Source organism: Methylobacterium frigidaeris (assembly GCF_022179185.1).
GTDB lineage: Bacteria > Pseudomonadota > Alphaproteobacteria > Rhizobiales > Beijerinckiaceae > Methylobacterium > Methylobacterium frigidaeris.
Genome location: NZ_BPQJ01000001.1, coordinates 151895 through 178443 on the forward strand (window position 1 = coordinate 151895; position 26549 = coordinate 178443).

At 70.9% G+C, this 26549-nt stretch carries 28 protein-coding genes, 1 tRNA gene and 1 other RNA gene; 16 read left to right on the forward strand and 14 right to left on the reverse strand.

Features of this window, described 5'->3' with window-relative positions:
* Positions 1-130 precede the first annotated feature (130 nt).
* Together MFF64_RS00760 and MFF64_RS00765 are read right to left on the reverse strand one after the other, a co-directional pair.
* On the reverse strand, positions 131-487 hold the full coding sequence (locus tag MFF64_RS00760) for a GCG_CRPN prefix-to-repeats domain-containing protein (RefSeq protein ID WP_099905915.1): 357 nt from the start codon (positions 485-487) through the stop codon (positions 131-133).
* A 259-nt stretch (positions 488-746) separates the two neighbouring features.
* Entirely contained in the window at positions 747-1499 is a 753-nt protein-coding gene (locus MFF64_RS00765) for a lysophospholipid acyltransferase family protein (RefSeq protein WP_099905920.1), read from the reverse strand.
* 259 nt (positions 1500-1758) lie between these two features.
* Between MFF64_RS00765 and MFF64_RS00770 the strand changes: the two genes are divergently transcribed.
* Positions 1759-2778 (forward strand): TRAP transporter substrate-binding protein, encoded by a 1020-nt coding sequence (locus tag MFF64_RS00770; RefSeq protein ID WP_099905922.1) that lies wholly within the window; start codon positions 1759-1761, stop codon positions 2776-2778.
* Positions 2779-2800: 22 nt separating this feature from the next.
* Here the strand turns inward: MFF64_RS00770 and MFF64_RS00775 are convergent, their stop codons facing one another.
* Together MFF64_RS00775 and guaA are read right to left on the reverse strand one after the other, a co-directional pair.
* Positions 2801-4855 (reverse strand): putative bifunctional diguanylate cyclase/phosphodiesterase, encoded by a 2055-nt coding sequence (locus tag MFF64_RS00775; protein WP_238189142.1) that lies wholly within the window; start codon positions 4853-4855, stop codon positions 2801-2803.
* A 186-nt stretch (positions 4856-5041) separates the two neighbouring features.
* Positions 5042-6598, reverse strand: a complete 1557-nt coding sequence (gene guaA, locus MFF64_RS00780; RefSeq protein ID WP_099902393.1) for a glutamine-hydrolyzing GMP synthase — start codon at positions 6596-6598, stop codon at positions 5042-5044.
* Between the two features lie 140 nt (positions 6599-6738).
* Between guaA and MFF64_RS00785 the strand changes: the two genes are divergently transcribed.
* Complete coding sequence (locus MFF64_RS00785; protein ID WP_238189146.1) at positions 6739-6975, forward strand: hypothetical protein; 237 nt, start codon at positions 6739-6741, stop codon at positions 6973-6975.
* A gap of 59 nt (positions 6976-7034) precedes the next feature.
* Here the strand turns inward: MFF64_RS00785 and MFF64_RS00790 are convergent, their stop codons facing one another.
* The 3 genes from MFF64_RS00790 to MFF64_RS00800 form a co-directional block, all read right to left on the reverse strand.
* A complete protein-coding gene (locus MFF64_RS00790; RefSeq protein ID WP_238189148.1) occupies positions 7035-7967 on the reverse strand; it encodes an alpha/beta fold hydrolase in 933 nt (310 codons plus the stop codon).
* Between the two features lie 106 nt (positions 7968-8073).
* On the reverse strand, positions 8074-9147 hold the full coding sequence (locus MFF64_RS00795; protein WP_099901828.1) for an alpha/beta hydrolase: 1074 nt from the start codon (positions 9145-9147) through the stop codon (positions 8074-8076).
* 165 nt (positions 9148-9312) lie between these two features.
* Entirely contained in the window at positions 9313-10605 is a 1293-nt protein-coding gene (locus tag MFF64_RS00800; protein ID WP_238189150.1) for an RsmB/NOP family class I SAM-dependent RNA methyltransferase, read from the reverse strand.
* Positions 10606-10716: 111 nt separating this feature from the next.
* Between MFF64_RS00800 and MFF64_RS00805 the strand changes: the two genes are divergently transcribed.
* Positions 10717-10905, forward strand: coding sequence for a hypothetical protein (locus MFF64_RS00805; protein WP_093568853.1), 189 nt, complete (start codon positions 10717-10719; stop codon positions 10903-10905).
* A 45-nt stretch (positions 10906-10950) separates the two neighbouring features.
* On the opposite strand, the gene MFF64_RS00810 is transcribed toward MFF64_RS00805, so the two are convergent.
* Positions 10951-11370: an MAPEG family protein gene (locus MFF64_RS00810; protein ID WP_099901476.1), complete on the reverse strand. Its 420-nt coding sequence runs from the start codon at positions 11368-11370 to the stop codon at positions 10951-10953.
* Between the two features lie 123 nt (positions 11371-11493).
* Here MFF64_RS00810 and ssrS point away from each other — a divergent pair.
* The 5 genes from ssrS (at position 11494) to MFF64_RS00835 (ending at position 15311) form a co-directional block, all read left to right on the forward strand.
* A non-coding RNA gene (gene ssrS / locus MFF64_RS00815) (6S RNA) lies at positions 11494-11652 on the forward strand.
* Between the two features lie 10 nt (positions 11653-11662).
* On the forward strand, positions 11663-12253 hold the full coding sequence (locus MFF64_RS00820; protein WP_238189152.1) for a 5-formyltetrahydrofolate cyclo-ligase: 591 nt from the start codon (positions 11663-11665) through the stop codon (positions 12251-12253).
* A gap of 8 nt (positions 12254-12261) precedes the next feature.
* Positions 12262-13083 carry a TIGR00282 family metallophosphoesterase gene (locus tag MFF64_RS00825; RefSeq protein ID WP_099903583.1) on the forward strand — a complete coding sequence of 274 codons (822 nt, stop codon included), beginning with the start codon at positions 12262-12264 and terminating at the stop codon, positions 13081-13083.
* Between the two features lie 145 nt (positions 13084-13228).
* Positions 13229-14278: a MotA/TolQ/ExbB proton channel family protein gene (locus MFF64_RS00830; RefSeq protein ID WP_099903581.1), complete on the forward strand. Its 1050-nt coding sequence runs from the start codon at positions 13229-13231 to the stop codon at positions 14276-14278.
* 19 nt (positions 14279-14297) lie between these two features.
* Positions 14298-15311 (forward strand): peptidoglycan -binding protein, encoded by a 1014-nt coding sequence (locus MFF64_RS00835; protein ID WP_099903579.1) that lies wholly within the window; start codon positions 14298-14300, stop codon positions 15309-15311.
* A 19-nt stretch (positions 15312-15330) separates the two neighbouring features.
* Here the strand turns inward: MFF64_RS00835 and radC are convergent, their stop codons facing one another.
* The 3 genes from radC to MFF64_RS00850 form a co-directional block, all read right to left on the reverse strand.
* Positions 15331-16098, reverse strand: a complete 768-nt coding sequence (gene radC, locus MFF64_RS00840) for a RadC family protein (RefSeq protein WP_238189154.1) — start codon at positions 16096-16098, stop codon at positions 15331-15333.
* Between the two features lie 10 nt (positions 16099-16108).
* A complete protein-coding gene (gene map, locus MFF64_RS00845; RefSeq protein WP_238189156.1) occupies positions 16109-16939 on the reverse strand; it encodes a type I methionyl aminopeptidase in 831 nt (276 codons plus the stop codon).
* A 102-nt stretch (positions 16940-17041) separates the two neighbouring features.
* The gene (locus tag MFF64_RS00850) at positions 17042-17401 is read right to left on the reverse strand and encodes a DUF456 family protein (RefSeq protein WP_238189159.1); all 360 of its coding nucleotides are present in this window, start codon (positions 17399-17401) and stop codon (positions 17042-17044) included.
* Positions 17402-17578: 177 nt separating this feature from the next.
* On the opposite strand from MFF64_RS00850, the gene MFF64_RS00855 reads away from it, so the two are divergent.
* The 3 genes from MFF64_RS00855 to MFF64_RS00865 all read left to right on the forward strand — a co-directional run bounded on the left by MFF64_RS00855 (position 17579) and on the right by MFF64_RS00865 (position 19273).
* Positions 17579-17836 (forward strand): zinc-finger domain-containing protein, encoded by a 258-nt coding sequence (locus MFF64_RS00855; protein ID WP_238189160.1) that lies wholly within the window; start codon positions 17579-17581, stop codon positions 17834-17836.
* A 90-nt stretch (positions 17837-17926) separates the two neighbouring features.
* Positions 17927-19108 (forward strand): FAD-dependent oxidoreductase, encoded by a 1182-nt coding sequence (locus MFF64_RS00860; RefSeq protein ID WP_099905134.1) that lies wholly within the window; start codon positions 17927-17929, stop codon positions 19106-19108.
* A 79-nt stretch (positions 19109-19187) separates the two neighbouring features.
* Positions 19188-19273: transfer RNA gene (locus tag MFF64_RS00865), tRNA-Leu, on the forward strand.
* A gap of 127 nt (positions 19274-19400) precedes the next feature.
* Here the strand turns inward: MFF64_RS00865 and MFF64_RS00870 are convergent.
* The 3 genes from MFF64_RS00870 to irrA all read right to left on the reverse strand — a co-directional run bounded on the left by MFF64_RS00870 (position 19401) and on the right by irrA (position 21538).
* Complete coding sequence (locus MFF64_RS00870; protein ID WP_099905129.1) at positions 19401-19997, reverse strand: thiamine phosphate synthase; 597 nt, start codon at positions 19995-19997, stop codon at positions 19401-19403.
* A complete protein-coding gene (locus tag MFF64_RS00875; RefSeq protein ID WP_099905127.1) occupies positions 19994-20785 on the reverse strand; it encodes a thiazole synthase in 792 nt (263 codons plus the stop codon). Before MFF64_RS00875 ends, MFF64_RS00870 begins: the two co-directional genes overlap by 4 nt.
* Positions 20786-21037: 252 nt before the next feature.
* Positions 21038-21538, reverse strand: a complete 501-nt coding sequence (irrA, locus tag MFF64_RS00880; RefSeq protein WP_099905126.1) for an iron response transcriptional regulator IrrA — start codon at positions 21536-21538, stop codon at positions 21038-21040.
* A 234-nt stretch (positions 21539-21772) separates the two neighbouring features.
* Between irrA and fabA the strand changes: the two genes are divergently transcribed.
* From fabA to MFF64_RS00905, 5 genes are all read left to right on the forward strand, one after another.
* On the forward strand, positions 21773-22330 hold the full coding sequence (fabA, locus tag MFF64_RS00885; RefSeq protein WP_099905132.1) for a 3-hydroxyacyl-[acyl-carrier-protein] dehydratase FabA: 558 nt from the start codon (positions 21773-21775) through the stop codon (positions 22328-22330).
* A gap of 182 nt (positions 22331-22512) precedes the next feature.
* The gene (gene fabB, locus MFF64_RS00890) at positions 22513-23739 is read left to right on the forward strand and encodes a beta-ketoacyl-ACP synthase I (protein WP_238189163.1); all 1227 of its coding nucleotides are present in this window, start codon (positions 22513-22515) and stop codon (positions 23737-23739) included.
* A gap of 74 nt (positions 23740-23813) precedes the next feature.
* Complete coding sequence (gene fabI / locus MFF64_RS00895; protein ID WP_099901641.1) at positions 23814-24641, forward strand: enoyl-ACP reductase FabI; 828 nt, start codon at positions 23814-23816, stop codon at positions 24639-24641.
* A gap of 548 nt (positions 24642-25189) precedes the next feature.
* Positions 25190-25618 (forward strand): hypothetical protein, encoded by a 429-nt coding sequence (locus MFF64_RS00900; protein WP_238189165.1) that lies wholly within the window; start codon positions 25190-25192, stop codon positions 25616-25618.
* A 426-nt stretch (positions 25619-26044) separates the two neighbouring features.
* On the forward strand, positions 26045-26548 hold the full coding sequence (locus tag MFF64_RS00905) for a DUF427 domain-containing protein (RefSeq protein WP_099907110.1): 504 nt from the start codon (positions 26045-26047) through the stop codon (positions 26546-26548).
* Position 26549 lies beyond the last annotated feature (1 nt).

The following is a 26549-nucleotide window of genomic DNA, read 5'->3' on the forward strand; positions in this document are numbered from 1 at the left end:
CGGAGGTCCGTCAAGCGCGAACGATCGGAGTTCACGAGATCTGGCGAGGGGGTGCGCGGGGTTCAAGGCCAGGGTTCGGCGAAGCGTCGAAAAGGTGTGCGGCAGCCGGAAATCCGGCTGCCGCGCGCGCTCACCAGCGGTGATGCCAGCCGTGATGGCCCCATCCCCCGCCCCAGCCGGCGCGGTGCCAGCCACCGCCATAGCCCCATGGCCGATGCCAGCCGACCCGCCGCCATCCGCCGTAGCCCCAGGGCCGGTGCCAGCCGACGCGACGCCAGCCGTAACCCCAGCGCGGCCCCCACACGACGGGCCGGTAGCGGACCGGGGCGTAATAGACCGGGGGGCCGTAGAAGTTCGGGCGGCACCAGCCGCTCCAATTCCGGTGGAACCCGGGGCCGCAGCCGTCGCGCGCCTCCGCGGTCGTTCCAGTCCCGACGAGGGCGCCGACAGACAGGATTGCGGCGCCCGCAGCCATTGTCCAACGCATCGTGGCCTCCTGTTGTGAGCCCATGAAATGCACGAGACGGCGACATCGTTTCGAAATTACGAAGAGTTCATGTTCGGCGGTTCGCAACCGCGTCACGGCTGTGCTTGGCCGGCGTTCGAAACCGCACGGACGCTCGAATCACCGGGTCCACCCAGCCGGCGTCTTCAGATCGTCCCACCCGCGACCTCGTCCTGAGATCGCGAACGGAACGAAGAATACTGCCTGGTGCATGCCTCCACGCGCGGCACGACCCGAAACGCTACGTCTCCTGAGCCCGCACCGCCGTGCGCGGCGAACCGGGCTGTCCCGCCTCCCGCACCAGGGCGTCGGAGGCCGCCTCGATCCGCTCCTGCAACTGCGCGTAGAACGTGTCCCGCGACAGGCCCGGCGGGATCGCGGGCAGGAACTCGATGACCGCGGTGCCCGGGCGGTAGGTCAGGCGGCGCCGGCCCCAGAACACCCCGGTATTGAGCGCGACAGGCAGGCACGGCACGCCGAGCCGGTCGTACATGTGGACGACGCCGTACTTGTAGGCCGGGGGCGCGCCCGGCGCGCGCCGCGTGCCTTCGGGGAAGATGATCAGGCGGCGGCCGTCGGCCATCGCGGCGGCGGCCTCCTCGTTCATCAGCGCGAGCGCGCGGGACCCCTTCGAGCGGTCGATCGCCACCATCTCGCTGCGGGCGAGGTACCAGCCGAACAGGGGCAGCCACATCAGCTCGCGCTTGAGGATGTAGCTGAAGTCGTCGAGCACCGTGACGAGGGCCAGGGTCTCGAGGGCCGATTGGTGCTTGGCGGCGACCAGGCAGGCCCCGGCCGGGCGGTGCTCCAGCCCGCGGAACTCGACCCGCAGGCCGACGATGGCATCGAGCAGCCGGAGGATGATCCGGGCCCAGGTCTGGGCCAGCCACACCACGCGGCGCCGGCTGACCAGGGTGGGCAGGCCGCCGATCAGCAGCGCGGCGGTGACGAGGTAGAAGGCGACGGTGAACAGGATCGAGCGGACGAGCGGCATGGCGGAAGGGACAGCGAACCTCCGGGCCGGCGCGGGCGCGCCGCCCGCACGAGACGGATGGCCCCCTCCTTAGAGCATTTCGGCGCGCGCGTAACGGCGATTGCCGAAGGCGCGCGATCCCCGCCGGGGAAACGCCTCGGTCGGGGCTGCGCGGCGGATGCCGGAGCGGAGAAAACGTGCTTTAAGCCTCGAGTGACCCGCGCGGCAGACGCGGGGAAGGCCGTTGGTCCGGATCGCCGGACCGCTTGAGGAGGAAGCCATGACCACGCTCACGCGCCGCCGCGCGCTCCATCTCGCCGTCGCCGGCGCCGTCGCGGGCCCGGCGGTGCTGCGCATCACCCGGGCGCACGCGGCCGAGTTCACCCTGAAGGCCGCCAACAACGCGCCGGTCAGCCACCCGCTCACGATCTACATGACCAAGGCCGCGGACGCGATCCGCGAGGAGACCGGCGGCAAGGTCGAGGTCAAGCTGTTTCCCAACAACCAGCTCGGCGGCGACACCGACATGCTGAGCCAGCTGCGCTCCGGCGCGCTGGAGCTGTTCACCCTCTCTCCGCTGATCCTCGCCACCCTGGTGCCGGCGGCCTCGATCAGCGGCGTCGGCTTCGCCTGGTCGTCCTACGACAAGCTGTGGCCGGCGATGGACGGCGACCTCGGCGCCCATGTGCGCGCGCAGATCGACAAGTCCGGCCTCTACGCCTTCGACCGCATCTGGGAGAACGGCTTCCGCCAGACCACCTCGTCGAGCCGGCCGATCCTGAAGCCGGAGGACTTCAAGGGCTTCAAGATCCGGGTCCCGCCGAGCCCGATGTGGACCTCGATGTTCAAGGCCTTCGACGCCGCCCCGATGACGATCAACTTCGCGGAGGTGTACTCGGCGCTGCAGACGAAGATCGCCGAGGGCCAGGAGAACCCGCTGACGCTGATCGACACCGCCAAGCTCTACGAGGTGCAGAAGCACCTCTCGAAGACCAACCACATGTGGGACGGCTTCTGGCTGCTCTCCAACGGCAAGATCTGGCGCGGCCTGCCCCAGGACGTGAAGACCGTGGTGGCCAAGCACTTCAACGCCCAGGCGGTCGAGCAGCGCGCCGAGACGCTCAAGCGCAACATCTCGACCGAGCAGGACCTGCGCGGGCGCGGCCTCGCCTTCCACGACGTCGACACCAAGGCGTTCCAGGCCAAGCTGCAATCGGCCGGCTTCTACAAGGAGTGGAAGGGCAAGTTCGGCGACGATGCCTGGGCGCTGCTCGAGAAGCACACCGGCTCGATCGCCTGATCCGGTCTCACGTCCCGGCGGCTCACGCCGCCGGGGCCGCGGCGGGAGCGGACAGGATGGCGCGGCCGAAGAGGTAGCCCTGCGCCTCGGTGAAGCCCTCCTCGTGGATCACCGCGAGCTGGGCCGGCGTCTCGACGCCCTCCGCCACCGTCTCGATGCCGAGGCGCCGGCCGAGCTCGGCCACGACGCCGACGATCGCCCGGCAATCCGGCCGCTCGACGGCGTCGCGCACGAAGGAGGCATCGAGCTTGATGCGGTCGAACGGGTAGGCGCGTAAGCGGCCGAGGGACGAGAAGCCAACGCCGAAATCGTCGAGGGAGATGCGCACGCCCATGGCGTGGAGGAGCTGCAGGTCGTCGACGATGCCCTCGGTGGTGTTGCTCAGCACCGTCTCGGTGATCTCGAGTTCGAGGCGCCGCGGCGCCAGGCCGGTCTGGCCGAGGATCTCCTGGACCGCCCGCGGCAGGCTGCCGTCGCCGAGCTGGCGCACCGAGACGTTGACGCAGATCCGGGCCGTGTCGGACCAGGCGGCGGCGTCACGGCACGCCCGGTCGAGCACCCATAGGCCGAGCGTGCGGATCAGGTCCGATTTCTCGGCGACCGGGATGAACTTCCTCGGCGAGACCGCGCCCCGCGCGGGATGGGTCCAGCGCAGCAGCGCCTCCCGGGCGTTGACCCCGCCATGGGCGAGACCGATGATCGGCTGGTAGGCGACGCCGAGCTGGCCGGCCGCGATGGCGTGCCGGAGGTCCTGCTCGAGGCGCTCCTCGTCGCTGCGCTCGGTCTCCAGCTCCGGGGTGAAGGGGCGCCAGGCGGCCTTGCCGGCACCCTTGGCGGCGTAGAGCGCGCAATCGGCCTGGTGCAGCATGGCGTCGGGCGTGGTGGCGTCCTCCGCGAAGGCGATGCCGATGCTGGCCGTGACGTGGCGCGGCCGCTGGCCCTCGATCGCGTAGGGCCGGGCGAGCTCGATCAGCAGACCCTCGGCGAGCGGCACCGCGAGATCCCCGACAGCTCCCGGCAGCAGCAGGGCGAACTCGTCGCCGCCGAACCGGGCGGCGAGCCCCGCTTCCGGCACGGCCTGCCTCAGACGCGCGGCCACCTGCTGGAGCAACGCATCGCCCGCCTGGTGCCCGAGGTCGTCGTTGACGGCCTTGAAGCCGTCGAGGTCGAGGAACAGGAGCGCGGTGCCGGCCGGAAGCGATCCATCGGCGGCACTCTCGCGCAGGCGCCGCCACAGCATCGCCCGGTTGGCGAGGCCGGTGAGCACGTCGTGATGGGCGAGCCGGCTGATCTCGAGTTCCGCCTCGCGCTGGCGCGTCACATCCTCGAAGGTGACGACGAACGCCCCGCCCGGAACGCCCCGCCGCACCAGGGCGATCGCACGGCCGTCCTGCGTCGGGATTACCACGGTCTCGCCGCGGCCGAGCGGCGCCTCGTGCCCGGCGAGCAGGGCGGCGCCCTCACGCGGCTCCGCCTCCGGCCCCGCGAAGGCGAGGGCCCAGATCGCCTCGATCGGCGTCCCGACCAGGTCGCGCCCGCCGGCAGCGGCGAACATCGCGAAGAAGCGCTGGTTGAGGAGCCGCACCTGGCCGTCGGCGTCGAACAGGCACAGCCCCTGCGACATGGTCGAGAGGGCGAGGTCGAGGATCAGCGCCGCCGCCTGGAACTGGCCGCCCTCGTCGCCGCGGGGGGTCGCGTCGCGGATGATCTGGGCGAAGCCGGCGAGCGTGTCGCCGTCGCGGATCGCCGCGATGACGGTATGGGCACGGAACCGGCTGCCGTCGCGCCGCGGCCACCATCCTTCCGTCTCGTAGCGCCCGGCCTCTCGCGCCACCGCGAGCGCCGCGGCGCTCTCTTCGGGCGCCTCGCCATACGCGAAGGAGCGACCGATCACCTCCGCGGCCGGGTAGCCGGTCAGGTGCTCGGCGCCCGTGTTCCAGGCCGCGACCCGCCCGGCCGGATCGAGGAGGCACAGGGCGTGGTCGGGTGCGTTCCAGACGAGGCGGGACCAGGCATCGTGCAGCGCGGAGCCCGCATCAGAGTCGTCCGCGCGGACCGCGATTGCTTCACTCCGCATAGCCACAAAGTCCCATCGCGCCGCGGGCTGAGGACCCGCCGCGCGCATCGCCGAGGCGCTACGCTATGCCATTTGGCGATGGAGGTTGAGTCGCATTCTCGGCTTATACCCGGCCGCCGCATCGGCGCGGGCTTCCGGATCGGCGGGTCGGGGGCTCGGGCGGCCGCCCCTCGCTCCCACGCGCCCTCACTCCCACTCGATCGTGCCGGGGGGCTTGGAGGTGATGTCGTAGGTCACCCGGTTGATGCCCTTGACCTCATTGATGATCCGGGTCGCGACCCGGCCCAGGAACGCCATGTCGAAGGGATAGAAATCCGCCGTCATGCCGTCGACCGAGGTGACGGCGCGCAGGGCACAGACGTGGTCGTAGGTGCGCCCGTCGCCCATCACGCCGACGGTCTTGACCGGGAGGATCACCGCGAAGGCCTGCCAGATCGTGTCGTAGAGCCCGGCCTTGCGGATCTCCTCGAGGTAGATCGCGTCGGCCTTGCGGAGCGCATCGAGCTTCTCGCCCGTGATCTCGCCGGGGCAGCGGATCGCGAGGCCCGGGCCCGGGAAGGGATGGCGGCCGACGAAGGCCTCGGGCAGGCCGAGCTCGCGGCCGAGCACCCGGACCTCGTCCTTGAACAGCTCGCGCAGGGGCTCGACGAGCTTCATGTTCATGCGGGCGGGCAGGCCGCCGACATTGTGGTGGCTCTTGATCGTCACCGACGGCCCGCCGGTGAACGACACGCTCTCGATCACGTCGGGATAGAGCGTGCCTTGGGCCAGGAAGTCGGCTCCGCCGATCTTCTTGGCTTCCGCCTCGAACACGTCGATGAACAGGCGCCCGATCGTCTTGCGCTTGACCTCCGGATCCGTGACCCCGGCGAGCTCGCCGAGGAAGAGGTCGGAGGCCTGCACGTGGACGAGGGGGATGTTGTAGTGGTCGCGGAACAGGCGCACCACCTCCTCGGCCTCGCCCTGGCGCAGCAGGCCGTGATCGACGAAGACGCAGGTGAGCTGCTCGCCGATCGCCTCGTGGATCAGCACCGCCGCCACCGCCGAATCGACGCCGCCCGAGAGGCCGCACAGCACCTTGGCGCCGCCGACCTGGGCGCGGATGCGCTCGATCGCCTCGTCGCGGAAGGCGGCCATCGACCAGTCGCCGGTGCAGCCGGCGATGTCGCGCACGAAGTTGCGGATCAGCAGCGCGCCGTGTGGGGTGTGGGCCACCTCGGGATGGAACTGCACCGCGTAGAACTGGCGCGCCTCGTCCGCCACCGCCGCGAAGGGGGCATTGGGCGAGATCGCCACGGTGGTGAACCCGTCCGGCAGCTTCGTCACCCGGTCGCCATGGCTCATCCAGACCGGGTACTTCTCGCCGACGTGCCAGACGCCGCGGAACAGCGCGCTGTCGGCGATGATCTCGACCTCGGCCCGGCCGAACTCGGCGTGGTGCCCGCCCTCGACCTCGCCGCCGAGCTGCGCCGCCATCGTCTGCTCGCCGTAGCAGATGCCGAGCACCGGCACGCCGGCCTCGAACACGCCCTGCGGCGCCCGGGGCGAGGATTCGACCGTGACCGATTCCGGCCCGCCCGACAGGATCACCGCCCGCGGCTTCATCGCCGCGAAGGCCGCCTCGGCCGCCTGGAACGGCACGATCTCGGAATAGACGCCCTCCTCACGCACCCGTCGGGCGATGAGCTGCGTCACCTGGCTGCCGAAATCGATGATGAGGATCTTGTCGTGCTCGGTCGTCATGCGACGATGAGTTAGACGAGGGCCGGCCCGCGTGCAACGCACGGGGACGCCGGTCCAGGGTGCATTCACGGCATTAACCGGATGTTCATGCGCTAACGGCGATCGAGGCGCCCCCAACCCACCAGACAGGGAGCCTCGCCATGCGAGCCATCGTCCTCGGGATCGCCGCCACCCTCGCCACGGGCCTCAGCCTCGCGCCGGCCTCGGCCCTGCCGGTCGCCCCCGGCCACACGGTCGCGCCCGTCGCCTCGATCGAGCAGGCGCAGTACGTCACCCGCCGGGTGGTACGCCGCGGCCCGCGCTGCACGGTCCAGGTGACCCGCACCCGTGGGCCCTTCGGCCGGGTGGTGGTGCGCAAGGTGCGCCGCTGCTTCTGACGCCCATCGAGATCTGCGGATCGGAAGTCGATGGGGCGGCCCCGCGGGGCCGCCCTTTCTCAATGGGGCCAGACCGCCAGCAGCGCCCGCAAGGCCGCCACGAAGGCGAGCGGTTGGTCGACCATCACGTGGTGATAGGCCTCCGGCAGGTCGATCCGGGGTGAGCCCGGCGGCAGCAGGCTCTGGACGTAGGCCGCGTCGGCCGGCCGCATCAGGTCCGAGCGGGCGCCGGTCACGAGGGCCAGGGGGCAGCGGGCTCCCCTCACCATCGCGGCCCGGTCCGGCAGCGCGAGGCGGGCCCAGAGCGAGGGGTCGAAGCGCCAGCTCCAGCCGCCCTCGACTTCCCTCAGCGATTCGCGGGCGATGAGGTCGGCGATGTAGAGCGTGTCGCAGGGTTGCATCGGCGCGAACCGGAACCGCGCCAGCGCCTCCTCCAGGGTCGGGTAGACACGGTGCGGCGCGACGCGCCCGTCCTCTCGCCGGCGCCCGGTGCGGCGCTCCGGCGAGAAGATCGGTGGATCGACGATCACGGCGCCGCGCCAGCGACCCGATTCCCGGCCGGCTTCGGTCAGCATCGGGAAGCAGCCGAAGGAATGCCCGACCATCACGGGCGCACCCGCTTCGAACAGCCCCGCCTCTCCCGCCACTGCCCCGATCTCGTCGGCGAAGGTGTCGAGGTCGTAAGCCTCGCGCCAGTCCGAGCCGCCCATGCCGGACCAGGACAGGGCGGCGACCCGGTAATCCGCGGCGAGATACGGCGCGATGAAGCGCCACCAGCCGGCATGCGCCCCGTTGCCGTGCAGCAGCATCAGCCCCGGCCGGCCGCGCTCGCCCCAGGCGAAGGTCTCGAGGCGAGCGCCCTTCACCGCGATGCGTCCGATCTCGGGCGCGGCCGCGACCGCGTCCCGGAACCAGGACGGCGCCGGCGGGGGCTCGCCCTGGAGGTGGCGGAGGGGAGCGGACAGGTTCGGGTCGGGGGGCAGCTCGGTCACGGACGTGATGATGCGGTGGGGCCGGAGGCCGTGTCAATCGAGATTGGAAGAATGAGTATGGCGTCCGAGTCATGCCGTGGAAACCAGCATTCGAAAATCCGGTCTCTCACGCCCGAATGAACCCGCGCCTCCGTGCCCAGGTCGCGAACAGACCCGGCCAGGCCGAGGCCGGCGAACCCGGAACGCCGAGGTTGAAGCCGTGGCCGCCGCGCTCGAACAGGTGCATCTCCACCGGCACCTCGGCGGCCCGCAGCGCCGCGTACATCAGCAGGGAATTGTCGACGACGGCGATCGGGTCGTCGGCGGCCTGCGCCAGGAAAGTCGGGGGTGATTCCGGGGGAACGTGGGTCTCGACCGAATAGGCGTCGGTGGCGACGCGGGTCGGGCTCTCGCCGACGAGGACGCGGCGGCTCGAGGTGCGATCGAACGGGGGTTTCAGGGTGATGACCGGGTAGATCAGGGCCGCGACGTCGGGCCGGGCCGAGACCGCGTCGTCCTCGTCGACGGGCCGGTAGAGCGGCGAGGCGAAGCGGGTGCTGGCCGCGCCCATCAGGTGTCCGCCGGCGGAGAACCCCATCACCCCGACCCGGTTCGTCTCGTAGCCGTAGCGCCGGGCCCGGGCCCGCACCAGACGCGTTGCTCGCAAGGCATCCTGGATCGGTGCGTCGGCCCCCGCCGCCCAGCCCTCGCCGGGCAGCCGGTAGACCAGCGCGAAGGCGGTGACGCCGAGGGTGTTGAGCCAGCGCCCCACCGGCACCGCCTCGTGGCCGAGATCGATGCGGCGGTAGCCGCCGCCGGCGGCGATCACCATCGCGCTCCCGGTCGGGCGCGCCGGGCGCATCACCAGCAGGCAGGGCTCGGCCACGCCGGTGACCACGCCCTCGCGGCTCTCGTCGAAGCGCGGCCCGTCCGGGCCGGGCCCCCCGCCCCCCGGCGGCTTGCCGGGCCAGAGCCGCAGCACCTCGAGGGTGGCGCCGGGAGCGGTCTGCGGCGGCCCGTCATGCCCCGAGGGCTTCGCCCGAGGGGTCTCCTGCTGGGGCCTTCCTTCCTCGGGCTTGTCGTCCCGGCGCTTATCGTCCTGGAGTTTGTCCTGGCCCACCGGTCTCTCCTGCGCGAGAGCAGCCGGCGCGAGGGCGAGGGCGGCCGTTCCCGTGAGCAACGTCCTGCGATGCAGCGCCATGCCGACCGTCCGATACTCTCGAAGACCTCGACCATGCCCCAAGGCTCGGCGGCTCGAGGCACGCCGGCCGCGGGACTGACCCTTGCCTGCATTGCATAAGCCAAGCTGCCGCCAATGCACGGCAGAAAAGTACCGGGCGGACAGGACGATGCGCCGCGCGTCAGGTCAGGGATGGGCCGGCCCGCGCTCCAGGAGCGCGACGTAGAAGCCGTCGGTGCCGGTCCGCTCCGGGCTCATCTGCACGCCGTGGGCGGTGCGGCGCACCCTGGCGGCGACCTCGTCCGGCAGGTCGAGAGGCCGGAGTTTCAGGTCGTCTCGCCGGCCGGCGAGCCCCGCGACGGCCGCGTCGTTCTCCTCCGGCAGGAGCGAGCAGGTGACGTAGACGACGCGCCCGCCCGGCCGCACCAGCCGCGCGGCGCGATCGAGCACCGCTTCCTGCTCCGCCACCCGGGTGGCGAGGCTGCCGGGGCGCAGGCGCCACTTGGCGTCCGGGTTGCGACGCCAGGTGCCCGAGCCGGTGCAGGGCGCGTCGACCAGGACGAGGTCGGCGGCACCGTCGAGATCGGTCAGCACATCGGGCCGGCCTTTCCCGCCGCGGGGCGTGCGCACCTCGGCCACCGCGCCCGCCCGGCGCAGGCGCTCGTGGATCGGCGCGAGGCGCCGCGGGTCGCCGTCGGTGGCGATGAGCCGGCCCTGGTTGTTCATCAGGGCGGCGAGCGCCAGGGTCTTGCCGCCGCCGCCGGCGCAGAGGTCGATCACGGTCATGCCGGCCTGCACCCCGGAGAGGCGCGCGGCGAGCTGCGATCCCTCGTCCTGGATCTCGAACCAGCCCTCCAGGAATTCCGGCTCGACGTGGAGCGCCGGCCCGCGCCCGTCCTCGCCGAGCGGCACCCGCAACCCGTCCGGCGCCAGCGGTGTCGGCTCGGGCGAGAGATGGGCGAGCGCCTCGCCCGTGCCCTCGCGGGTCGCCTTCAGGGTGTTGACCCGGATGTCGAGGGGCGCGCGGCGCGCGAGCGCCCGCAGCTCGGGCAGGAGGTCGTCGCCCAGCGCCTTTTCGAGGGAGGGCACCACCCATTCGGGCACGTCGCCGGCGACGTGGACCGGGGCATCGCTGAGCGTCCCGGTCTCGAGCCTGGCCCGCTCGGCCTCACCGAGGGGCGCGGGCGCGAAGCGCTCGCCGGTGAAGAGCCCCGCAATGGTCTGGGCGGCGAGGCCGCGCTGGAGGCGAAGGGAGCCGATCAGCACGGCGCGCGGCGTGTCCTCGTCCATGATCCAGGCGGCGGAGGCGCGCCGACGCAGGGCGTCGTAGACCAGGGTGGCGATGGTGGCGCGGTCGCCCGAACCGGCGAAGCGATGGGCGAGGCCCCAATCCTTCAGGGCGTCGGCCACCGGGCGGCGGCGCTCGGCGATGTCGGCCAGGACCTCGATGGCGGCGGAGAGGCGGGCGCCGGGGGTCATCGCGAAAACGCCAAGTTCGTGCCGCGGGACCGGCCCATCACGGCCAAGCTTTCGGCTCCGACCGCCTCGACACCTTGGCCGTTCCACCCGCAGAGCCGGAGTTCCGCTCGCATGATCCGTCGTTCCATCCCGTCCGCCCTCGCCGTGAGTCTCGCCGGCCTGATCGCGCTGGCGGCCGGCGCCTGCGCCACCGCCCCGGCTGCCCCGGCCGTCGACCTCACCCCGCCGCCGCCCCGGCCCTACGACGCCAAGACGCAGCTCGAATACGGCAACCCGCCGCCACGGGCGCCGCGCTACTGACGAGGCCCCCTTACCCTCCCCGCGCCGTGATGGCGAGAAGCCGCCTCAGGCGAGGAGGATCCGCATCGCGAAGATCAGCCACATCGCCATCAGGATGATGGCCCCGGCGAGGAAGGCCTGAAAGCGCCGGATCACCACGTTGCCGGTGGCGTAGATCCCCGCATGGACGATCCGGGTCAGCACGAACAGCCAGGCGAGGCCGACGAACAGGTCGTCGGCCTGTCGGGTCGCCAGCGCGAGCCCGGTCAGAATGTAGAACAGGACCGGCAGCTCGAACTGGTTGGCGAAGGCGTTCGAGACCTGCTGCACCGGGGCGGGCCAGTTGCGCTCGCCGAGGGAGATGTCCTTGAGCGTCACGGCGCCAGCCCGCGCCGCGGCGAAGCGCGCCCGCCCGGTCCAGAGCAGCAGGCAGAAGGTCAGCAGGACCTGGACGAAGACGGGGGCGAGGACGGCTTTGGGGCTCATGGTGCCTTGATGCGCTGATGAGAAAGACCGATGCGAGACGGACCCTGCCGGCCTTCCGCCGGCCGGCTCGAATCCCCCGCCCGCCCCCTTTCGCAACCGCCTCCGCGGCGCTACATGAGGTCGGCGGGGCTGCGGTTCTCGTCAGGAGACACATATCCCCGGGGCCTTATCGACTCCCTCGGGAGCTGTCACTGCCCTGGTCCGTGGACCGGGGCATTACGGCGCCCACCTACTTCGTAGGTTTCCCGGGATCGATTCTCCAACGGCTCTCGTGGCTCCGCGCTGGACTTCTATGATTACGGACGTTTCCCTCGCCTCCCCGGACAAGGCCTCCTTACGCAGGGCGGCCCTGGCACGGCGGGACGGGCTGGCGGCCGAGGCCCGCGAGGAGGCCTCCCGCCGCATCGCCGAGATCGTCCTCTCCCACCCCGGGATCGCGCAGGCCGAGCTGGTCTCGGCGTACTGGCCGATCCGCAGCGAGGTCGACGTGCGCCCGCTGATCGCCGGCTTGCGCGCCCGCGGCCAGGCGGTGGCGCTGCCGCAGGTCACGCCCGACGGGCTGGTCTTCCGCCTCGCCTCCGACGGCGACACTCTGGCCGCCGGGGGCTTCGGCCTCAGCGAGCCCGGCCCCGACGCGCCGGTGGTGGATCCCCGCGTGCTGCTGGTGCCGCTCGCCGCCTTCGACCGGCGCGGCCACCGCATCGGCTACGGCAAGGGCTATTACGACCGGGCCCTCGCCCGTCTCGACGCGCAGGGGCCTGTCCTCGCCATCGGCATCGCGTTTTCCGCGCAGGAGACCCCCCGCGTGCCGGACAGCCCGCACGACCGGCCCCTCGACGGGATCGTCACCGAGGCGGGCCTCATCGACCCCACCGGAGACTGATCCCCGCCATGCGCCTTCTCTTTCTCGGCGACGTCGTCGGCCGGCCGGGCCGCCTGGCGGTGAGCGAGCGCCTGCCGTCCTTGCGCGAGCGCTGGCGCCTCGATTGCGTGGTGATCAACGGCGAGAACGCCGCCGGCGGCTTCGGCATCACCGAGAGCATCTGCGACGAGCTGATCAATGCCGGCGCCGATGCGGTGACCCTCGGCAACCACTCCTTCGACCAGCGCGAGGCCCTGGTGTTCATCGCCCGCCAGCCGCGGCTGGTGCGCCCGGCCAACTACCCGCCCGGTACGCCGGGCCGCGGCGCCACCGTGGTCGAGACGCAGAGCGGCGCCCGGGTCCTCGTCGTCAACGTGATGGGGCGGATCTTCCTCGATCCCCTCGACGATCCCTTCGCGGCGGCGGAGCGCGAAGTCTCGGCCTGTCCGCTGCGCGACGCCGCCGACGCCGTGATCGTTGATGTGCACGCCGAGGCGACGAGCGAGAAGGAAGCCTTCGGCTGGTTCCTCGACGGACGGGCGAGCCTCGTCGTCGGCACCCACACCCACGTGCCGACCGCCGACCACCGCATCCTGCCCGGCGGCACCGCCTACATGTCCGATGTCGGCATGTGCGGCGACTACGATTCGGTGCTCGGCATGCAGAAGGACGAGCCGGTGCGCCGCTTCCTGCAGAAGACGCCGGGCAGCCGGCTCGAGGCGGCGACCGGCGAGGGGACCCTGTGCGGCCTCGCGGTCGAGACCGACGACGCGACCGGCCTCGCCCGACGGGTGAGCCCGGTGCGCCTCGGGCCCCATCTCGAGGAGACCTGGCCGCAACACTGGGACTGAATCCCTTAGGCCCCCGTACTGCTCCGGCTTGATCGACCCGACGGCAGCCGGCACAGTGCCGGCGGTTCCCGTGGGCGTCGTCCTGCGGGGGCGACCGGTCATCCTGCGGACGAGCCCTCGCCCGCGACAGTGAGTACGGCCCGCGATGGCGGCGAGCGCTGCGTCCCCTCCCCTGACGTCGCCGCGGATCTACCTCATCCGCATGGCGGTGTTCCTGACGCTGGCCGGCTTCCTGGCCTTCGTGCTCTATCGCCAGATCGTCCCCGCCTTCATGGCCAATCCGGGGCTCAACGGGCTGATCCTCGGCGCGACGCTGATCGCCGTCATCATGGCCTTCGGGCAGGTGCAGCGCCTCTTCCGCGAGGTGCGCTTCGCCAACCGCACCGCCACCGGCGCCGCCGACCCGGGCAGCCCCCGCGTGCTCGCGGCCTTGGCGCCGGCACTCCGGGAGGCGAAGGCGGGCCGGCCGCACCCTCAAAACCAATTCCAGCCGCTTCTCGACACCGTGGCCTCGCGCCTCGACGAGGGGCGCGAGATCCTGCGCTACATCGGCGGCCTGCTGATCCTGCTCGGCCTGCTCGGCACCTTCTGGGGCCTGATCGACACGCTCTCGGCGGTGGGCGGCGTGATCCGCTCGATGCGGGCCGGCGGCGGCGACGCGGCGGTGATGTTCGACGAATTGAAGAGCGGCCTCGCGGTGCCGCTGTCGGGCATCGGCCTCGCCTTCTCGGCCTCGCTGTTCGGTCTCGCCGGCTCGCTGGTGATCGGCTTCCTCGACCTCCAGGCGGGCCAGGCCCATACCCGCTTCTACAACGAGCTGGAGGACTGGCTCGTCACCGCCGCCGGGCCGGCGCCCGCGCCGGTGCCGGTCCCCGTCACGGTGCCGGCCGCCGCGGCGCTCGGCGCGACGTCCGCCGCCGCCCCGCGCCCGCCCGAACCCTCCCCGAGGGGCGACGCGGTGCTGAAGGACATCGCCGACGCGATGACGCGGCTCGGGACGCTCGTCGGCGACAGCACCAGCCACGGCCGGGCGAGCGCCCAGGCGATGGCGAACCTCGCCGAGGGCATCCAGGGCCTCGTCCAGCACATGCGCGCCGAGCAGCAGATGATCCGCGACTGGGTCGAGGCGCAGGCGAGCCGCGAGCGCGAGCTGAAGCAGGTGCTCGACCGCCTCGCCCGGGAGAAGGTGGAGTGAGCGCGGAGACTGGCGAGTAATGGCCGGCCGCCTCGCCCGGCGCGACCGCACCTTCAACGTCTGGCCCGGCTACGTCGACGCGCTGACGACGCTGCTGCTGTCGGTCGTCTTCCTGCTCACCATCTTCGTCACCGGCCAGTTCTTCCTGTCGCAGGAATTGTCGGGCCGCGACACGGTGCTGGAGCGGTTGAACCGTCAGATCTCCGAGCTCACGGACCTCTTGTCGCTCGAGCGCTCCGGCAAGCGAGCGCTGGAGGAGAGTGCCGCCTCCCTGCGGGCGAATCTCTCGGGCTCCGAGGCCGAGCGCAGGCGGCTGCAGGCGCTGCTGGCCACCGACCAGGGCGCGCAGGGCAAGGCCGCCGAGCTCGGCCGCCAGCTCGACGCCGAGAAAGGCGCCACCGCCCGGGCGCTGAGCCAGGTCGATCTCCTGAGCCAGCAGATCTCGGCGATGCGCCAGCAGCTCGCGGCCCTGGAAGACGCGCTCGCCGCCTCCGAGACCCGCGACCGCGAGAGCCAGGCCCGCATCGCCGATCTCGGCAGCCGCCTCAACGTGGCGCTCGCCCAACGGGTGCAGGAACTGGCGCGCTACCGCTCGGACTTCTTCGGCCGCCTGCGCCAGATCCTGGGCAACCGGCCCGACATCCGCATCGTCGGCGACCGCTTCGTGCTGCAATCCGAGGTGCTGTTCTCCGCCGGCCAGGCGGTGCTGAAGCCCGAGGCCGGCCCGGAAATCGACCGGATCGCCTCGGCGATCCTGGAGCTCAACCGCCAGATCCCGGCCGACATCCCCTGGGTCCTGCGGGTCGACGGCCACACCGACGCGCGGCCGATCTCATCCTCGCAGTTCCCGTCGAACTGGGCCCTCTCGGCGGCGCGTGCCATCGCGGTGGTGCAGTACCTCGTCGGCAAGGGCATCCCGCCCCAGCGCCTGCTGGCCGGCGCCTTCGGCGAGTTCCAGCCCCTCGATGCCGGGACGACCGAGGAAGCCTACTCGCGCAACCGGCGGATCGAGATGAAGCTGACGGAGCGGTGACGGCGCCGAGGCCGCCGCCTCAGATCAGCTTCAGTCCACGAAAGCTCGCATGGCCGTCGCGTCCGACGATGATGTGGTCGTGCACCACGATGCCGAGCGGGCCGGCCACCGCGACGATGTCGCGGGTCATCTTGATGTCGGCCTGGGACGGGGTCGGGTCGCCCGACGGGTGGTTGTGGACCAGGATCAGGGCGGTGGCGGAGAGTTCGAGCGCCCGGCGCACCACCTCGCGGGGATAGACCGGGGTGTGATCGACGGTGCCGCGCCCCTGCACCTCGTCGGCGATCAGGCGGTTGCGCTTGTCGAGGAAGAGCAGGCGGAACTCTTCGCGCGGCGCGAAGGCCATCGCGGCCCGGCAATAATCGATCACCGCGGCCCAGGACGACAGCAGCGTGCGCTCCGCCACCGCGCCGCGGGCCAGCCGCCGCCCGGCCGCCTCCATGATCTTGAGGTCGGTGACCACCGACGGCCCGATGCCGTCGATCTCCAGCAGCCGCTCGGCCGGGGCGCTGATCACCTCGGCGAAGCTGCCGAAGCGGGCGATCAGCGCCTTCGCGATCGGCTTCACATCCCGGCGCGGGATGGCGCGGAACAGCACCAGCTCCAGGAACTCGTAATCCGGCAGCGTGTCCCCTTGCGCGAAGCGCGCGCGCAGGCGGTCGCGATGGCCGTGATAATGCGGCTCGTCCGCCCTGCTCTCTTGCGCCTTGCCCTCGGGTCCCTTGATCCCGGGCGCAGGCCCGCCGGACTCCGCGAAACCGCGAGTGGTACGGGGCGGGCGGGCCATGGCAGGGCCGTCAGGCGGCGGCGGTGTCGCGCGGCTTGTCCAGCCCCTTGGGAGAGAGGGTGAAGATCTCGACGCCGGTCTCGGTCACCGCCACCGTATGCTCGAACTGGGCCGAGAGCGAGCGATCGCGGGTGACCGCGGTCCAGCCGTCGGCCAGCACCTTCACGGCTGGGCGGCCGAGATTGATCATCGGCTCGACGGTGAAGAACTGCCCGGGCCTCAAGGTCACGCTGTAGCTCGGCTCGACGTAGTGCAGGATGGTCGGCGCGTCGTGGTAGGTGCGGCCGAGGCCGTGGCCGCAGAAATCGCGCACCACCGAGCAGCGCTCGGCTTCGGCGAAGGCCTGGATCGCCGCGCCGATGTCGTTGGTGGTGCCGCCGGGCTTGATCGCCGCGATGCCGCGCATCATCGCCTCGTGGGTGATCTCGCACAGGCGCGCCGCCTTGCGGGGCACCTCGCCGACATAGGCCATGCGGCTCGAATCGCCGTGCCAGCCGTCGACGATCAGGCAGATGTCGAGGTTGACGATGTCGCCCTCGCGGAGCGGCTTGTCGTTCGGGATGCCGTGGCAGACCACGTGGTTGATCGAGGTACAGATCGATTTTGGGTAGCCGCGGTAATGCAGCGAGGCCGGATAGGCGCCGTGATCCATCGCGAAGGTGTAGGCGAGGCGGTCGAGCGCCTCGGTGGTGACGCCGGGCGCCACCGCCTCCATCAGCAGGTCGAGGGCCTCGGCGGTCAGCCGGCCGGCCTTGCGCATCGCCTCGAAGGCCTCGGGGCCGTGGATCGGCGGCTCCTGCCGGCGGCCGTCCTTGACCGCACTCTGCTCGTCACGACTCATCGGGGGCCCGGAACATGCTGCTGGCGCTGAATCTGTATACCTCTCGATGTAGGCGCTTCCGGCCCCGAAGCCAAGGACGAAGCCGAGGAGGTGGGGGCGCGCTCAGCGCGGATCGACCCAGGCGCGCGGCCGGGCCGGCGCGGCGACCGGGGCGCGCTGAGCCACGCGCGTGACCGGCCGCGGAGCGGCCTGCCGCATGGCCTGGTGGCGGCGCACCCGGCGGGCGGCGCGACGCGGGCGCCGCCCCGATTCGCCCCAGGCCGCGCCGACGACCCCGCCCACCACCGCGCCGATCGGCCCGGCGACGAGGGCGCCCGCCACGGCGCCGGCGCCGGCGCCGACCACTGTGCGGCTCTGGGCCTGGGCCGCGGAGGCGCCCAGCACGGTCGCGGCGGTGAGGGCGGCCAAGCACACGGCCAAGCACACGGCGATCCGGGCGAGCCTCGGCAGGAAGCGGGTCACGGGCGATCCTCTCGTGTCGGTGACGTCGTTCGAGGCGCCCCGATGTCCCAAGACCGTGACCAAACGGCGGCGGATGAGCGCCCCTGGCCCGAACCCCTAGGCGCGGCGCCCCCGAGCGGCTAGGAGAACCCGATGTTTCGGGGGCACGATGCCCCGCAAGCCAGGAACCCTGACGCGATGGCAGACAAGGCGGTCCCGCACTTCCACAACCAGGACGGCGTTCCGGTCATCCAGGTCGGGTCGAAGGAGTTCATGTGCATCGGCGCGCTGCCGCCGTTCGACCACCCCCATGTCTTCCTCGACATGGGCGCCGACCACGAGATCATCTGCCAATACTGCTCGACCCTGTACCGCTACAACTCAGGCCTGAAGGCCGGCACGGCGGAGCCGGCCTCGAGCGTCTGGGACGACCGCGCCCGCCTCGCCGCCGAGTAAGCCTTGCCCCTGGGTCACTTGCCCGGCCACTTGCCCGGCCACTTGCCCGGCCACTTGCCGGGCACCCGCCCGATCCCGGACCGGCCGGGCCTGCGCATCGCGATCGTCGGGGCCGGCATCGGCGGCCTCACGGCGGCCTTGTGCTTGAGCGCCCGCGGGCACGACGTGACGCTCGTCGAGCGGCGCACCGCCTTCAGCGAGGTCGGCGCCGGGCTCCAGCTCTCGCCCAACGCCAGCCGGATCCTGACCGATCTCGGCCTAGGGCTCCCCCTGCGGCGCGTCGCCGGCGAGCCGGCCCGGGTGCGCATCCGCGCGCTGACCACCGCCCGCGGGATCGGCGAGATCGCCCTCGGCGAGGCGATGCGCGAGCGCTTCGGCGCGCCCTACTGGGTGGTGCACCGGGCCGATCTCCAGACCATCCTGCTCGACGCCGCCCGCGGCCGGCCCGGCATCCGCCTGCTGGTCGGGCGCTCCGTCACCGGCGTGCAGGAGAGCGCGTCCCGTGCCACCCTGACGCTTAATAGCGACGGCGGCCGCAGCGAGACCCTGGAGGCCGATCTCGTGGTGGCGGCCGACGGCGTGCGCTCCGCCTTGCGGGCCGGTCTCGACCGCCGCCCCTTGCGCCCCCGCGGCGAGGCCGCCTGGCGCGCCACCCTGCCCCGCGAGGCGGTGCCGGCCGAGTTCCTGGCCGACGAAACCGGCCTGTGGCTCGGCCCCGGTCGGCACGTGGTGCATTACCCGATCAATGGCGGGCGCCGGCTCAACCTCGTCGCCGTGGTGCCGGACAAGAGCGGCAGCGAGGATTGGGGCGCCCGCGGCGAGTCCGCCCGCCTGCGCGCCGCCTTCGCCGACGCCGCCCCTCCCCTGGCAGGTCTGCTCGCCCGGCCCGAATCCTGGCTGGTCTGGTCCCTGGTCGACCGGCCGGCGGCGCGCCCGATGGCCCGCGGCCGGATCGCGCTGCTCGGCGACGCCGCCCATCCGGTGCTGCCGTTCCTGGCGCAGGGCGCGGCCCTGGCGATCGAGGACGCCGCCGTGCTCGCCGCCTGCCTCGTCCCCGGCCAGCCGGTTCCGGCGGCGCTCGCCCGCTACGCCAAGGCCCGGGCCGAGAGGGTGGCGACCATCCAGGCTCATGCCCGCCGCAACGGCCGCGTCTACCACGCCGGCCCCTTGATCGCCGCCGCCCGCGACGCGGTGATGGGCCGCCTCGGCCCGGTCCAGATGACCGAACGCTACGCCTGGCTCTACGGCTGGCGCCCGCTTGGGCCGGCCTGACCTTTCCTCGCGAGACGGTCGCGAGGCCTTGATCTGCGCCCCGCCGCCGGCTAACCCGGACCGGCAGGGCAGCGCCCTCGCGGACGTGGCGGAATCGGTAGACGCACGAGACTTAAAATCTTGCGACCTCTGGTCGTGCGGGTTCGAGTCCCGCCGTCCGCACCAAAGACCGGCGCTCACTGATGCTCTGCAATTTAATTTATTTAATATATAATATTATATTTTGAAATATAAGATCGAAATGTGTGTGCGGCACGAAGTACCAGGCCAATATTTTACAACAATGAAAATCCTACATAAGAATTGTCATCTGCTTCCCGACATCCGGCGCCCGCATCACCGCCCCCATCACCGCCACAGCCGCGGCCCCCGCCTCGCGGCAATCCGCCATCGTGCCGGCATCGACTCCCCCGAGGGCCACCACCGGCATCACCCCCGTCGCCGTCCGCAACACCCCCAAGCCCAGAGCCGGCCCATAGCCCGGCTTGCTGGCGGTTAGAAAAATCGGGCTCAAGGTCACGTAATCCGCCCCCGCCTCCCGCGCCGCCCGCACCTCAGCCAGCGAATGCGCCGAGACGCCGAGCAACGCCCCCCGCCCCAGCCGCGCCCGGGCCGGCGCCACGGCGGCCACCTCGCCGAGCTGGACGCCCGTCGCCCCCACGCGCGCCGCCAGTTCCACGTCGCGCCCGATGGTGAGCGCCCCGCCCACCCGTGACACCTGTCCGGCCAGGGTCTCGGCAAGTGCCGCCCGCTCCGGACGCGGCAGGTCACGGTCGCGCAGCCAGATCCAGCGGGCGCCGGCCGCGAGGCAAGCGGCGACGCGGTCGGGCAAGGGCTCCGGGCAGCCGTGCCGGTCGGTGACGATCAGCAGGCGGGCGGGCAGGCTCACGAGCCGACGAGACCGAGCTGCGGGCTCGACGGCTCGGCGCGGGCGCGGCGCGGGATGCGGCCGGCGCGCGACGCGAGGCGGCCGGCCTCGACGGCGTGGCGCATGGCACGGGCCATCCGCACGGGATCGTCGGCCTTGGCGACGGCGGTGTTGAGAAGGACGGCGGCGGCGCCGAGCTCCATCGCGATCACCGCGTCGGAGGCGGTGCCGATGCCGGCATCGACGATCACCGGCACCGGCGAACGCCGGCAGATCAGCTCGAGGTTGGCCGGGTTGGCGACCCCCATGCCGGAGCCGATCAGCGAGCCCATCGGCATCACGGCTGCGGCGCCGAGATCGGCGAGACGGCTGCAAACGACCGGATCGTCGTTGCAATAGGGCAGCACGGTGAAGCCGGCATCGACCAGCTGGCGGGTCGCCTCGATCGTCTCCGCGACGTCGGGATAGAGCGTCTCGCGATCGCCGATCACCTCGACCTTGATCCAGGTGGTGCCCAACGCCTCGCGGGCCAGCTCCGCCGTCATCACGGCGTCGCGGGCGGTCTCGCAGCCGGCGGTGTTGGGCAGGAAGCGGGCGCCCTTCAGGCGCGCCACCGTATCCGAGCCGTGGCCGTGGAGCGAGATGCGGCGGATCGAGACCGTCACCACCTCGGCGCCGCTCTCCCGCACCGCCTCGCTCATGATCGCCTGCGTCGGGTAGCCGGCGGTGCCGATGAAGAGGCGCGAGGACAGGGTCGTGCCGGCGATGACGAGCGGGTCGTCGTGCAGATCACCTTGGGTGGCGGTCATGGGTTCCTCCGGGTGTCGTCGAGCGCGTGGTCGGCCGGATCTGACAACTGGGTCCGCCCGCAGCGTCAGGTCCGAGTCCGGACCCAGGTCCGGGCGTTGCAGGGATCCGGGGCGGTCAGGTCCCCGTTGCCGCTTGCGCGTCCCGCTCAAGATGGGGATGCGCTGGGGGACCGGCATCGGCTTTTCATGACGAAAGGGCCGCGTCCCCTTCCGGAGACGCAGCCCTCGCAGACGTCGCGACGACGGATGGGATCAGGCGCGGCCGCCCCGGCGGCGCAGGCGGACGATCACCTCGACGCCGGCGATCTCCATGCCTTCGGGGGCCTGGGGCAGCGAATCGACGGTGATGCCGCAATCGGGCATGTCGAGCACCTGGCCCTCCTCCTCCAGGAAGAAGTGGTGATGCTCGCTCGGGTTGGTGTCGAAATAGGCCTTGGAGCCGTCGAGCGCGAGCTGGCGCAGCAGGCCGGCCTCGGTGAACTGGTGCAGGGTGTTGTAGACCGTGGCGAGCGAAACCGGGACCTTGGCCCGCATCGCCTCGTCGTACAACATCTCCGCGGTGAGGTGCCGGTCGCCCTTGCCGAACAGCAGCCAGCCGAGGGAGAGGCGCTGCCGCGTCGGGCGCAGGCCGGCGCGGCGCAGGCGGTCGCGAAGCTCCGAGAGCGGGCAGCCGCGCCGCTGGCCGGCGGCGCCGGTCTCGAGGGCCGGGACGCGGGCGCCGAGGACGGCGCGCAGGGGCGACAGGTCGTTCATCAGCGGAACTATCGACTCGTTAGACGGCGACAATGATAGCGCTCGTTATAGGCCGCCCGCCCCCCTGCCGCAACCCGACCACGGCCGTTGCGATGCAGATCAGAAGCGTTACAGACTAGGGCCCTGGACCGGCTTTGAACAGTCCCGGGCGCTGTGTTAACGAGGCGCCACCCGCCGCGCCCCCGGCCTGTGCCGAAGGGTCAGCGGTTCCCGCACGAGGATTTCGCCCCGCACATGTCCGCCGACCAGACCTCCGCCCCCGACGCCCCGAGCCGGCCCTCGCACTTCTCCTACGAGGACCTGCTGGCCTGCGGCCGCGGCGAGATGTTCGGCGCCGGCAACGCCCAGCTGCCGCTGCCGCCGATGCTGATGTTCGACCGCATCACCTCGATCGGCCGTGACGGCGGCGCCCATGGCAAGGGCCACGTCGTGGCCGAGCTCGACGTACGGCCCGATCTCTGGTTCTTCCCCTGCCACTTCCAGGGCGACCCCGTGATGCCGGGCTGCCTCGGCCTCGATGCCCTGTGGCAGATGGTGGGCTTCCATCTCGGCTGGCTCGGCGCGCCGGGCCGCGGCCGGGCGCTCGGTGTCGGCGAGGTGAAGCTCTCCGGCCAAGTGCTGCCGACCATGAAGAAGGTCGTCTACGGCGTCGACATCAAGCGGGTGCGCCAGGGTCGCCTGGTGCTCGGCATCGCCGATGGCTGGCTCGAGGCCGACGGCGAGCGCGTCTACGAGGTGCAGGACCTGCGCGTCGGCCTGTTCCAGGCCGCGACCCCGGCTGCCGGCGGCTGAGCCGTCACTGCCCGTCACCGCGCGGGCGATCGGGCCCGCCGAAAAGCGGGCCGACACAGGCCCACCGGGACCCTTTCCCCCGATGGGCGGTTGAGATTACGGCATCGGGCGCCTAGGTGACACCCGCGTGGCGAGACCGCCCGCGGGCGCGTGTGGCGCCGCTCCAGAGGGTTCCGACGATCATGAGGCGCGTGGCAATCACCGGGATGGGCATCGTCTCGTCCATCGGCAATTCCACCCAGGAGGTGCTGGCGTCCTTACGCGAGGCGCGCTCGGGCATCTCCCGCGCCGAGGATTTCGCGGCCCACGGCTTCCGCAGCCAGGTCCAGGGCGCGCCCACCCTCGACGCCGAGGAGGTGGTCGACCGCCGCGCGATGCGCTTCCACGGCGGCGGCACCGCCTGGAACCACGTTGCGATGGAGCAGGCGATCCGCGATGCCGGCCTGGAGCAGTCCGAGGTCTCGCACGAGCGCACCGGCATCATCATGGGTTCCGGCGGTCCCTCGACCCGCGCCCTGGTCGAGGCCGCTGACATCGCCCGCGCCAAGGGGCCGAAGCGCGTCGGGCCCTTCGCGGTGCCCAAGGCCATGTCCTCGACGGCGTCCGCGACGCTCGCGACCTGGTTCAAGATCCGGGGCGTGAACTACTCGATCTCGTCCGCCTGCGCGACCTCGAACCACTGCATCGGCAACGCCGCCGAGATCATCCAGGCTGGGCGCCAGGACATCATCTTCGCCGGCGGCTGCGAGGAGTTGGACTGGACGCTCTCGGTCCTGTTCGACGCGATGGGGGCGATGTCCTCGAAGTACAACGAGACGCCGGCGCGGGCCTCGCGCGCCTACGACAAGGCGCGGGACGGCTTCGTCATCGCGGGCGGGGCCGGCGTGCTGGTGCTCGAGGAGCTGGAGCATGCCCGCGCCCGCGGCGCGCGCATCTACGGCGAGGTCGCCGGCTACGGCGCCACCTCGGACGGCCACGACATGGTGGCGCCGTCGGGCGAGGGCGCGGTGCGCTGCATGCGCCAGGCGATCGAGGGTCTGAAGGGCGCCCGGATCGACTACATCAACCCCCACGCCACCTCGACCCCCGTCGGCGACGACAAGGAGATCGAGGCGATCCGCGAAGTGTTCGGCACCGGCGATTCCTGCCCGCCGATCGCCGCGACGAAGTCGCTGACCGGCCACTCGCTCGGCGCCACCGGCGTGCAGGAGGCGATCTACTCGCTCCTGATGATGAACAATGGCTTCATCTGCGAGAGCGCCCATATCGACGAGCTGGATCCCGCCTTCGCCGACATGCCGATCCTTCGCGACCGTAAGGACGATGCGCAGCTCGGCCACGTGCTGAGCAACTCCTTCGGCTTCGGCGGCACCAACGCCACTTTGGTGCTCAAGCACGTCGACGCCTGACGCGCCTCCCGGCGTGGACAGGAGCCGGCCCGCCGCGTAAACGCCCGGTCACCGACAACAGCGGAGGATCGGGCGTGACGGGTTTGATGGCAGGCAAGCGCGGGCTCGTGATGGGCGTCGCGAACGACCACTCCATCGCCTGGGGCATCGCCCGGGCCCTGGCAGGCCAGGGCGCCGAACTGGCCTTCACCTATCAGGGCGAGGCCCTCGGCCGCCGGGTCGGGCCGCTTGCCCAGACCCTTGGCTCCTCCCTGGTCTTCCCCTGCGACGTCGAGGATCTGGCCAGCGTCGATGCGACCTTCGCCGCCCTCGACGAGGCCTGGCCCGAAGGCTTCGATTTCGTCGTCCACGCCATCGGCTTCTCCGACAAGGCGCAGCTCAAGGGTCGCTACGTCGACGTCACCAGCCGGGAGAACTTCTCCCGCACGATGGTGATCTCGTGCTTCTCCTTCACGGAGATCGCCCAGCGGGCGGCGAAGCGCATGCGCCCCGGCGGCTCGCTCCTCACGCTCACCTATGGCGGCTCGACGCGGGTGATGCCGAACTACAACGTGATGGGGCTGGCCAAGGCGGCGCTGGAAGCGTCCGTGCGCTACCTCGCGGCCGATCTCGGCCCGCAGGGCATCCGGGTCAACGCCCTCTCGGCCGGCCCGGTCCGCACCCTCGCCGGCGCCGGCATCGCCGACGCCCGCCTGATGTTCAACCACCAGGCCGCCCACGCGCCCCTGCGGCGCACCGCGACGCTGGAGGATATCGGCGGCTCGGGGCTCTACCTGCTCTCGCCGCTGTCGGGCAGCGTCACCGGCGAGGTCCATTACGTCGATTCGGGCTACAACATCATCTCGATGCCGCGACCGGAGGTGCTGAAGGCGCAGGATGCGGCGGGGGTGACGGACGCGTGAGAGGTATATGACGGGCTGGGGCCCAGACGGAGCCCCAGCCTTGCGCGTCAAGCCCTGGGAATGCATTGCCGAACACGACTGACGGATCACGCGTATAGGGCGCGGAACTGCTGGATTGAGCAACGTCTGGCTGTTGCAGAACTATCTGATGCGACTTGCGCAAAGCAGCGCAGTATCCAGCACCGCTGCTGATCACAGCCAAACGTGCTTGTCGTGATCGACGGACTTCTACGGATCGGTCAGTACGTGGAGTGCGGCTCGCCTGGCGTAACTGGATCGGCTCCCAAGCCCCTCCCCGATGCAGATGACATATTTGCAGGTGGCGAGTCGGCCGTGATCTGCCGGTCGGCTGCGTCGCGCGGGCCGCATCAATTACGACTGGTCACGACACCGCGACAATATGGACGCGAACCTCGCTGTCTCCTGACACCTGTGCCATTACATTGCACGAGTGACCTGCCCTGGCCACGCCGCCTCAGATCATTCCATGAGTTAGGCATCTAAGCGGCCTATGCAAGCGGCAGAAATGCAGGACGTGAGCAACCCGGATGGCAAGTGCTGCAGAAATTATCAAATCAATAGCCGCATTGATTTGGCCGTTGATTGTGGCCATGCTTGCGTGGAAGGCATTTCCGGTTTTGAAATCTATAGCGTCGTCACGTTCCTTTTCAGTGAAAATTGCCGGAATGGAATTGAGCGTACAAGACGCAACAGAGCAAATCCAAAAACAGATAGCGGATCTCCAGCAGCAAGTTATTCAGCTTCGTTCAATAGAAGCTGCAGCCGGATCGCTACTGCCACCAAGAGAGCTGTGCCCCGACGAGTCCTTGGGATACCGGCCGCGGCGGGTCCTCTGGGTTGATGATAAGCCCACAAATATTGCCATGGAAATATCCCAACTCAATTCAATAGGTATCGAAGTCGTTCAAGTGCAATCTACAAGATCCGCGTTGGAGGTGCTGGATAAAGACAAGTAATTTATTGCCATAATATCAGATATGGTTCGACAAGAAGACAATCGCGATAACCCTAGGGCGGGCCTTGCGTTGTTGCGAGCAATCAGACGTACTGAATTGCGAATGCCGTTCCTCGTTTTTACAAGCGCTCGATCCGAAGCTGAAACCGATCAAATCATAAAGAAGGAAGGCGGGGTAGGAGCAACTTCATCATCACTTCGACTAATCGAGTGGGTCGAGCGTGCCGTCGCCGAGACGCCAGAAAAATTAAACCGACCATCCCCTTAGCACTATAACTCACGGCGTCCGTTTTCCTGACGGTTGCCACGGGGCTGGACTGACCTCGCTAATCGCCCGTTCCGGGCATACCTTGCGGTCTCGCGACCGCGCGCCACTTCGCGCGTCAGTGTGTTGTCATGACAACGCAACATGCGAGGAGAGCGCAAGATGCGGCGCGGCCATCCCAATCCCAGTCCGGTGGGTCCCGGCCAGGAGAGCGTGTGGGACTATCCCCGCCCGCCTCGGCTGGAACCGGTACCGGAGCGCCTGCGCGTCGTCCTCGATGGCGTCACCATCGTCGACACGGTGCGGGGCTGGCGCGTGCTGGAGACCTCCCACCCGCCGAGCTATTACCTGCCGCCTGGCGACATCGTGCCGGGCGCGCTCGTCCCGGCCGGGGGCGGTTCCTTGTGCGAGTGGAAGGGACGAGCCCTCTATTTCGACGTCGTCGGGCCGCGTCAGCGGGCGGAACGGGCCGCCTGGGCCTACCCGAACCCGAATGCGGCCTTTGCGGCACTCGCCGGTCACGTCGCGTTCTATGCCGGGGCGATGGAGGCGTGCTTCGTCGGCGACGAGCGCGTCACCCCGCAGCCGGGCGGATTCTACGGCGGCTGGATCACCAAAAAAGTCGTTGGCCCCTTCAAGGGCGAGCCCGGCACGATGGGGTGGTGAG

What these genes read in the sequence shown, in the direction of transcription:
- MFF64_RS00900 (WP_238189165.1), top strand. Translation starts at nt 25,190, where the DNA reads ATGGCAAGTGCTGCAGAAATTATCAAATCAATAGCCGCATTGATTTGG.
- MFF64_RS00775 (WP_238189142.1), bottom strand. Translation starts at nt 4,855, where the DNA reads ATGCGGAGTGAAGCAATCGCGGTCCGCGCGGACGACTCTGATGCGGGC.
- MFF64_RS00855 (WP_238189160.1), top strand. Translation starts at nt 17,579, where the DNA reads ATGGCAGACAAGGCGGTCCCGCACTTCCACAACCAGGACGGCGTTCCG.
- MFF64_RS00760 (WP_099905915.1), bottom strand. Translation starts at nt 487, where the DNA reads ATGCGTTGGACAATGGCTGCGGGCGCCGCAATCCTGTCTGTCGGCGCC.
- MFF64_RS00785 (WP_238189146.1), top strand. Translation starts at nt 6,739, where the DNA reads ATGCGAGCCATCGTCCTCGGGATCGCCGCCACCCTCGCCACGGGCCTC.
- fabA (WP_099905132.1), top strand. Translation starts at nt 21,773, where the DNA reads ATGTCCGCCGACCAGACCTCCGCCCCCGACGCCCCGAGCCGGCCCTCG.
- MFF64_RS00905 (WP_099907110.1), top strand. Translation starts at nt 26,045, where the DNA reads ATGCGGCGCGGCCATCCCAATCCCAGTCCGGTGGGTCCCGGCCAGGAG.
- MFF64_RS00810 (WP_099901476.1), bottom strand. Translation starts at nt 11,370, where the DNA reads ATGAGCCCCAAAGCCGTCCTCGCCCCCGTCTTCGTCCAGGTCCTGCTG.
- map (WP_238189156.1), bottom strand. Translation starts at nt 16,939, where the DNA reads ATGAGTCGTGACGAGCAGAGTGCGGTCAAGGACGGCCGCCGGCAGGAG.
- MFF64_RS00830 (WP_099903581.1), top strand. Translation starts at nt 13,229, where the DNA reads ATGGCGGCGAGCGCTGCGTCCCCTCCCCTGACGTCGCCGCGGATCTAC.
- radC (WP_238189154.1), bottom strand. Translation starts at nt 16,098, where the DNA reads ATGGCCCGCCCGCCCCGTACCACTCGCGGTTTCGCGGAGTCCGGCGGG.
- MFF64_RS00835 (WP_099903579.1), top strand. Translation starts at nt 14,298, where the DNA reads ATGGCCGGCCGCCTCGCCCGGCGCGACCGCACCTTCAACGTCTGGCCC.
- MFF64_RS00805 (WP_093568853.1), top strand. Translation starts at nt 10,717, where the DNA reads ATGATCCGTCGTTCCATCCCGTCCGCCCTCGCCGTGAGTCTCGCCGGC.
- MFF64_RS00765 (WP_099905920.1), bottom strand. Translation starts at nt 1,499, where the DNA reads ATGCCGCTCGTCCGCTCGATCCTGTTCACCGTCGCCTTCTACCTCGTC.
- MFF64_RS00795 (WP_099901828.1), bottom strand. Translation starts at nt 9,147, where the DNA reads ATGGCGCTGCATCGCAGGACGTTGCTCACGGGAACGGCCGCCCTCGCC.
- fabB (WP_238189163.1), top strand. Translation starts at nt 22,513, where the DNA reads ATGAGGCGCGTGGCAATCACCGGGATGGGCATCGTCTCGTCCATCGGC.
- MFF64_RS00770 (WP_099905922.1), top strand. Translation starts at nt 1,759, where the DNA reads ATGACCACGCTCACGCGCCGCCGCGCGCTCCATCTCGCCGTCGCCGGC.
- MFF64_RS00820 (WP_238189152.1), top strand. Translation starts at nt 11,663, where the DNA reads ATGATTACGGACGTTTCCCTCGCCTCCCCGGACAAGGCCTCCTTACGC.
- MFF64_RS00800 (WP_238189150.1), bottom strand. Translation starts at nt 10,605, where the DNA reads ATGACCCCCGGCGCCCGCCTCTCCGCCGCCATCGAGGTCCTGGCCGAC.
- MFF64_RS00825 (WP_099903583.1), top strand. Translation starts at nt 12,262, where the DNA reads ATGCGCCTTCTCTTTCTCGGCGACGTCGTCGGCCGGCCGGGCCGCCTG.
- guaA (WP_099902393.1), bottom strand. Translation starts at nt 6,598, where the DNA reads ATGACGACCGAGCACGACAAGATCCTCATCATCGATTTCGGCAGCCAG.
- irrA (WP_099905126.1), bottom strand. Translation starts at nt 21,538, where the DNA reads ATGAACGACCTGTCGCCCCTGCGCGCCGTCCTCGGCGCCCGCGTCCCG.
- MFF64_RS00875 (WP_099905127.1), bottom strand. Translation starts at nt 20,785, where the DNA reads ATGACCGCCACCCAAGGTGATCTGCACGACGACCCGCTCGTCATCGCC.